Annotated in this window: 3 protein-coding genes and 2 rRNA genes; 3 read left to right on the forward strand and 2 right to left on the reverse strand. The window is 66.1% G+C overall.

Features of this window, described 5'->3' with window-relative positions; genetic code table 11:
- The first annotated feature begins 209 nt into the window (after window positions 1-209).
- Genes N5I75_RS24820 through N5I75_RS24830 form a run of 3 tightly spaced genes read left to right on the forward strand, consistent with a single transcriptional unit; the run spans window position 210 to window position 3,698 of the window.
- Entirely contained in the window at window positions 210-1,376 is a 1,167-nt protein-coding gene (locus tag N5I75_RS24820; RefSeq protein ID WP_476680752.1) for a DUF4350 domain-containing protein, read from the forward strand.
- The gene (locus N5I75_RS24825) at window positions 1,376-2,365 is read left to right on the forward strand and encodes an AAA family ATPase (protein ID WP_476680716.1); all 990 of its coding nucleotides are present in this window, start codon (window positions 1,376-1,378) and stop codon (window positions 2,363-2,365) included. Before N5I75_RS24820 ends, N5I75_RS24825 begins: the two co-directional genes overlap by 1 nt.
- A 22-nt stretch (window positions 2,366-2,387) precedes the next feature.
- Entirely contained in the window at window positions 2,388-3,698 is a 1,311-nt protein-coding gene (locus N5I75_RS24830) for a DUF58 domain-containing protein (RefSeq protein ID WP_476680718.1), read from the forward strand.
- A 91-nt stretch (window positions 3,699-3,789) separates the two neighbouring features.
- Here the strand turns inward: N5I75_RS24830 and rrf are convergent.
- Window positions 3,790-3,906 (reverse strand): 5S ribosomal RNA (gene rrf / locus N5I75_RS24835).
- Window positions 3,907-3,993: 87 nt separating this feature from the next.
- Window positions 3,994-6,813: ribosomal RNA gene (locus N5I75_RS24840) — 23S ribosomal RNA — on the reverse strand; the annotation flags it as partial.

Here is a 6,813-nt window from a genome sequence, read left to right on the forward strand (position 1 = left end):
CCATCGACGGCCCGCCGGGCAGCACCCCGGACGCCCACTTCCCGCCGGACACCGGCACCCGGCCCGCTCCGGACACTGCCCCGAGCACGGGCCACCAGAGCGACCGGCCGGCCCCCGCCCACACTGCCGCCGGGCCCACAGCTCCCGCCTCGACGACACTCACGGCGCCCCCGCCGCCCGCGCCGGAAACCCCCTCCGACGCCACCTCCATCACGCCCACCCCCCGTCAGATCTGGACCCGCACGCGCGGCATCGCCCTCGCGCTCGTCCTCCTCCTGGTCGCGGGCGTGGCCATCGCGGCGGTCCGCTCCAACGAGAAGCACGGCACGCTCGACCCCCGCTCCGCCGACCAGTACGGCAGCCGGGCCGTCGCCGAACTCCTCGCCGACCGGGGCGTCGACACCCGCGTGGTCACCACGACCGCCAAGGCCCGCGCCGCGACCGGCCGCGACACCACGCTCCTCGTCGCCGTCCCCGACCTGCTCACCCGGCACCAGCAGGACCAACTGCAGGCCGCGACCGCGGACTCGGGCGGCCGCACCGTCCTCGTCGCCCCGGGCCCCGCCTCCGTCGGGCACCTCGTCCCCGGCGTCGACGCCGACTCCACGCCCAGCATCGACACCACCCTCGCCCCGGACTGCCTGCTGCCCGCCGCCCGCCGCGCCGGCACGGCCGACACCGGCGGCTACCGCTACGACACCACGCTCCCGGGCGCGGACGCCTGCTACCCCAGCGACGGCGCCCCCACGCTCCTGCGCATCCCCGCACCCACCGGCGACGGCGACACCGTCGTCCTCGGCTCCCCCGACATCCTGCTCAACGACCGCCTCGACGAGCACGGCAACGCCTCCCTCGCCCTGCAACTCCTCGGTACCCGCCCCCATGTGGTCTGGTACCTCCCCTCCCTCTCCGACGAAGCCGCGTCAGCAGAGGACGCGAACGACCGCAGCTTCTTCGACCTGATCCCCTCGGGCTGGCTCTGGGGCACCCTGCAACTCTTCGTCGCGGCAGCCCTCGCCGCCCTGTGGCGCGCACGCCGCCTCGGCCCGCTGGTCCCCGAACGACTCCCCGTCGCGATCCGCGCCTCCGAGACCGTCGAAGGCCGCGCCCGCCTCTACCGCAAGGCGAACGCCCGCGACCGCGCCGCCACGGCCCTGCGTATCTCCACCCGCACCACGCTGGCCCCCCTCATCGGCGTCCCCCCGTCCCAGGCCCACATGCCCGAGACCTTCCTCCCCGCCCTGGCCCGTCAACTCCCGACGCCCGACCAGGACTTGCACACCCTCCTCTTCGGCCCCCCGCCGGCCACCGACGCAGCGCTCATCGCACTCGCCGACCACCTCGACGCCCTCGAAAGAGAGGTACGCCATTCATGATGGACCCGACCACTGACAACGCCGGGCCCACGACCGATCCCCGCAGCTCAAGGGCGTCCCTGGAAGCCCTGCGCACGGAGATCGCGAAGGCCGTGGTCGGCCAGGACCCCACCGTCACGGGCCTGGTCGTGGCCCTCCTCTGCCGCGGCCACGTCCTCCTCGAAGGCGTCCCCGGCGTGGCGAAGACCCTCCTCGTACGCGCCCTCGCCGCATCCCTCGAACTCGACACCAAGCGCGTCCAGTTCACCCCGGACCTGATGCCCAGCGACGTCACGGGCTCCCTCGTCTACGACACCCACACCTCCCGTTTCTCCTTCCAGCCGGGCCCGGCCTTCACCAACCTCCTCCTCGCGGACGAGATCAACCGGACCCCGCCCAAGACCCAGTCCTCTCTCCTGGAGGCCATGGAGGAGCGCCAGATCACGGTCGACGGCACCCCGCGCCCCCTCCCCGACCCATTCATGGTCATCGCGACCCAGAACCCGGTCGAATACGAGGGCACGTACCCCCTCCCGGAAGCCCAACTGGACCGCTTCCTCCTCAAGCTGAACGTTCCTCTCCCCACCCGCCAGGACGAGATCGACGTCCTGAACCGCCACGCCGCCGGCTTCAACCCCCGCGACCTCCAGGCGGCGGGCATCCGCCCCGTGGCCACGGCGGCCGACCTGGAGACGGCCCGCGCGGCAGTGGCCAAGACAAGCGTTTCCCCCGAGATCACGGCATACGTCGTCGACATCTGCCGCGCCACCCGCGAATCCCCGTCGCTGACCCTCGGCGTCTCCCCGCGCGGCGCGACAGCCCTGCTCTCGACGGCCCGCGCCTGGGCCTGGCTGACCGGCCGCGACTACGTCACCCCCGACGACGTCAAAGCCCTCGCCCTCCCCACCCTCCGCCACCGCGTGCAACTGCGCCCGGAGGCGGAGATGGAGGGCGTGACCCCGGACTCGGTCATCAACGCGCTCCTCACCCACGTCCCCGTCCCCCGCTGACCAGGCCGGAGACGACCACGACATGGCCCTCACCGGACGCACGGCCCTGCTCGCCGCCCTGGGCTCCCTCCCCGTCGGGATCTGGGAGCCCAGCTGGACGGGCATCCTCGCCGTCAACACCCCCCTGGCCCTGGCCTGCGCCTGCGACTTCGCCCTGGCGGCCCCCGTACGCCGCCTGCGCCTCACCCGCTCCGGCGACACCTCCGTACGCCTCGGCGACCCGGCCTACGTCACCCTGACGATCACCAACCCGTCACGCCGCCCCTTGCGCGCCCACCTCCGCGACGCCTGGCCGCCCAGCACCTGGCGCCAGGGCACGGAGCACGACGCGTCCCGCCACCGTGTGACGATCCCCGCGGGTGAACGCCGCCGCGTCACCACCCGCCTCCTCCCCACCCGGCGAGGCGACCGCCGAGCGGACCGCGTGACCGTCCGCTCCTACGGCCCCCTGGGCCTCTTCACCCGCCAGGGCACCCACGCCGTCCCGTGGACGGTCCGTGTCCTCCCCCCGTTCCACAGCCGCAAGCACCTCCCCTCCAAGCTGGCCCGCCTCCGCGAACTCGACGGCCGCACCAGCGTCCTGACCAGGGGCGAAGGCACGGAGTTCGACAGCTTGCGCGAGTACGTCCCCGGCGACGACACCCGCTCCATCGACTGGCGTGCGACCGCCCGCCAGTCCGCGGTGGCCGTCCGCACCTGGCGCCCCGAACGCGACCGCCACATCCTGCTGGTCCTCGACACCGGCCGCACGTCAGCGGGCCGCGTCGGCGACGCCCCACGCCTCGACGCCTCGATGGACGCGGCTCTCCTCCTCGGCGCCCTGGCCTCCCGCGCCGGCGACCGCGTCGACCTCCTCGCCTACGACCGCCGCACCCGCGCCCTGGTCCAGGGCCGCACCGCAGGCGAAGTTCTCCCGGCGCTGGTCAACGCCATGGCCCCCCTGGAGCCCGAGCTCGTCGAAACAGACGCCCGCGGCCTCACCGCCACGGCGGTGCACACAGCTCCCCGCCGCTCCCTGATCGTCCTTCTTACGTCCCTGCAGGCGGCCCCCGTCGAGGAGGGCCTGCTCCCGGTCCTCACCCGCCTGACGAAGCGCCACACGGTAATCGTGGCATCCGTCGCCGACCCGGCGATCGAGACGATGGCCGCGTCTCGTGGCACCACGGAGGCCGTCTACAACGCCGCCTCGGCTGCCCAGGCCAAGGCCGAGCGTCTCCGCACCGCCGAAAAGCTCACCCGCCACGGCGTCACCGTCGTGGACGCGACCCCGTCGGAACTGGCCCCCGCTCTCGCAGACGCCTATCTGTCGCTGAAGGCAGCCGGCCGCCTCTGAATACAGGGGCGGCGGGTTGCCGCTTTAGCTGCATAGCTCAAAACGCAGAAAAGCCCCGTGCCATCGGCACGGGGCTTTCCCTTAACAATAAGTTCGGCGGCGTCCTACTCTCCCACAGGGTCCCCCCTGCAGTACCATCGGCGCTGTGAGGCTTAGCTTCCGGGTTCGGAATGTAACCGGGCGTTTCCCTCACGCTATGACCACCGAAACACTATGAAACTGTCAACCGGAGCCGTGACCATGGCTACGACGGTTGTTCGTGGTTTCAGAACCAACACAGTGGACGCGAGCAACTGAGGACAAGCCCTCGGCCTATTAGTACCAGTCACCTCCACCCGTTACCGGGCTTCCAGATCTGGCCTATCAACCCAGTCGTCTACTGGGAGCCTTAACCCCTCATGGGGGTGGGAGTCCTCATCTCGAAGCAGGCTTCCCGCTTAGATGCTTTCAGCGGTTATCCTTTCCGAACGTAGCCAACCAGCCATGCCCTTGGCAGGACAACTGGCACACCAGAGGTTCGTCCGTCCCGGTCCTCTCGTACTAGGGACAGCCCTTCTCAAGACTCCTACGCGCACAGCGGATAGGGACCGAACTGTCTCACGACGTTCTAAACCCAGCTCGCGTACCGCTTTAATGGGCGAACAGCCCAACCCTTGGGACCGACTCCAGCCCCAGGATGCGACGAGCCGACATCGAGGTGCCAAACCATCCCGTCGATATGGACTCTTGGGGAAGATCAGCCTGTTATCCCCGGGGTACCTTTTATCCGTTGAGCGACGGCGCTTCCACAAGCCACCGCCGGATCACTAGTCCCGACTTTCGTCCCTGCTCGACCCGTCGGTCTCACAGTCAAGCTCCCTTGTGCACTTACACTCAACACCTGATTACCAACCAGGCTGAGGGAACCTTTGGGCGCCTCCGTTACTCTTTAGGAGGCAACCGCCCCAGTTAAACTACCCATCAGACACTGTCCCTGATCCGGATCACGGACCCAGGTTAGACATCCAGCACGACCAGAGTGGTATTTCAACGACGACTCCCCTGAACTGGCGTCCAGAGTTCACAGTCTCCCACCTATCCTACACAAGCCGAACCGAACACCAATATCAAACTGTAGTGAAGGTCCCGGGGTCTTTCCGTCCTGCTGCGCGAAACGAGCATCTTTACTCGTAGTGCAATTTCACCGGGCCTATGGTTGAGACAGTCGAGAAGTCGTTACGCCATTCGTGCAGGTCGGAACTTACCCGACAAGGAATTTCGCTACCTTAGGATGGTTATAGTTACCACCGCCGTTTACTGGCGCTTAAGTTCTCAGCTTCGCACACCCGAAAGTGCACTAACCGGTCCCCTTAACGTTCCAGCACCGGGCAGGCGTCAGTCCGTATACATCGCCTTACGGCTTCGCACGGACCTGTGTTTTTAGTAAACAGTCGCTTCTCGCTGGTCTCTGCGGCCACCCCCAGCTCAGACAGTAAATGTCATCACCGGTGATGGCCCCCCTTCTCCCGAAGTTACGGGGGCATTTTGCCGAGTTCCTTAACCATAGTTCACCCGAACGCCTCGGTATTCTCTACCTGACCACCTGAGTCGGTTTAGGGTACGGGCCGCCATGAAACTCGCTAGAGGCTTTTCTCGACAGCATAGGATCATCCACTTCACCACAATCGGCTCGGCATCAGGTCTCAGCCTTGATGTGCGACGGATTTACCTACCGCACGGCCTACACCCTTACCCCGGGACAACCACCGCCCGGGCTGGACTACCTTCCTGCGTCACCCCATCACTCACCTACTACCAGATCGGGTCGGCGGCTCCACCACTTTCCATTCCCCGAAGGGTCCGGAACGGCTTCACGGCCTTAGCATCACTGGATTCGATGTTTGACGCTTCACAGCGGGTACCGGAATATCAACCGGTTATCCATCGACTACGCCTGTCGGCCTCGCCTTAGGTCCCGACTTACCCTGGGCAGATCAGCTTGACCCAGGAACCCTTAGTCAATCGGCGCACACGTTTCTCACGTGTGTATCGCTACTCATGCCTGCATTCTCACTCGTGAACCGTCCACCACTAGCTTCCGCTGCGGCTTCACCCGGCACACGACGCTCCCCTACCCATCCATACACCCGTTGGGGCTGTTGCATGAATGACACGACTTCGGCGGTACGCTTGAGCCCCGCTACATTGTCGGCGCGGAATCACTAGACCAGTGAGCTATTACGCACTCTTTCAAGGGTGGCTGCTTCTAAGCCAACCTCCTGGTTGTCTGTGCGACTCCACATCCTTTCCCACTTAGCGTACGCTTAGGGCCTTAGTCGATGCTCTGGGCTGTTTCCCTCTCGACCATGGAGCTTATCCCCCACAGTCTCACTGCCGCGCTCTCACTTACCGGCATTCGGAGTTTGGCTAAGGTCAGTAACCCGGTAGGGCCCATCGCCTATCCAGTGCTCTACCTCCGGCAAGAAACACACGACGCTGCACCTAAATGCATTTCGGGGAGAACCAGCTATCACGGAGTTTGATTGGCTTTCACCCCTAACCACAGGTCATCCCCCAGGTTTTCAACCCTGGTGGGTTCGGTCCTCCACGAAGTCTTACCTCCGCTTCAACCTGCCCATGGCTAGATCACTCCGCTTCGGGTCTTGAGCGCGCTACTATGTCGCCCTGTTCGGACTCGCTTTCGCTACGGCTTCCCCACACGGGTTAACCTCGCAACACACCGCAAAACTCGCAGGCTCATTCTTCAAAAGGCACGCAGTCACGACGCAAGGAACAAGTTCCTTGCGCGACGCTCCCACGGCTTGTAGGCACACGGTTTCAGGTACTATTTCACTCCGCTCCCGCGGTACTTTTCACCATTCCCTCACGGTACTATCCGCTATCGGTCACCAGGGAATATTTAGGCTTAACGGGTGGTCCCGCCAGATTCACACGGGATTTCTCGGGCCCCGTGCTACTTGGGTGGTCTCTCAAACGAGCCGCTGACGTTTCGACTACGGGGGTCTTACCCTCTACGCCGGACCTTTCGCATGTCCTTCGCCTACATCAACGGTTTCTGACTCGTCTCACAGCCGGCAGACTGTGAAAGAGAGATCCCACAACCCCCACGACGCAA

This window comes from Streptomyces sp. R818 (genome assembly GCF_056172735.1).

Coding starts and splice junctions, on each gene's coding strand:
- N5I75_RS24825 (WP_476680716.1), top strand. CDS start 1,376: ATGGACCCGACCACTGACAACGCCGGGCCCACGACCGATCCCCGCAGC.
- N5I75_RS24830 (WP_476680718.1), top strand. CDS start 2,388: ATGGCCCTCACCGGACGCACGGCCCTGCTCGCCGCCCTGGGCTCCCTC.